The sequence below is a fragment of the Paraburkholderia sp. BCC1876 genome (assembly GCF_902833695.1).
In the GTDB taxonomy this organism is placed as follows: Bacteria; Pseudomonadota; Gammaproteobacteria; order Burkholderiales; family Burkholderiaceae; genus Paraburkholderia.
On sequence record NZ_CADFGI010000075.1, the window covers coordinates 1 to 481 of the forward strand.

The 481-nt window shown below is 64.4% G+C and carries 1 pseudogene; it reads right to left on the reverse strand.

Going from position 1 to position 481, the window contains the following annotated elements:
- Positions 1–481: pseudogene (locus HWY05_RS37830) on the reverse strand (hypothetical protein); the annotation flags it as partial.

A 481-nucleotide genomic window follows, 5' to 3' on the forward strand; every position in this document is an offset into this window, starting at 1 on the left:
GAGATCGTCGACAGCGCGTAGGTCATCAGCAACAGGATGATCGCGCTGCCCCAGATCACGCGCAGCGTCGGCGCGGACAGCAGCCAGTTGTCCCAGAACAGCGTGCCTTCGTAGCGGATGTAGTTGTTCGAGATCAGCGACCAGAACGGCTGATAGCACATCAGCGCGGCGACCCAACCGAGCGTGGTCGGCTCGACGGTGCGCACGTGGCTGTCGAGGATGCGGAAGGTGCAGAGATAACCGACCGAGCCGAACAGCAGGTCCATGGTGAAGGCCAGCTCGTACAGGAAGCGGAAGGTCGCCAGCGAGTAGGGCGCACTCTGCAGGGCCGTCAGCGAGGCGGTCAGGTGGTCGGCGTTGCTCGACACGTAGACGAACATCAGCGGCAGGAAGAAGGCCTTCACGCCCCAGCCGGCCAGCATCTCGCGCACGCTCGACCAGTTTTCCGGCTTCTGCCCGCGGAACACGAAGCGCGCCCAGC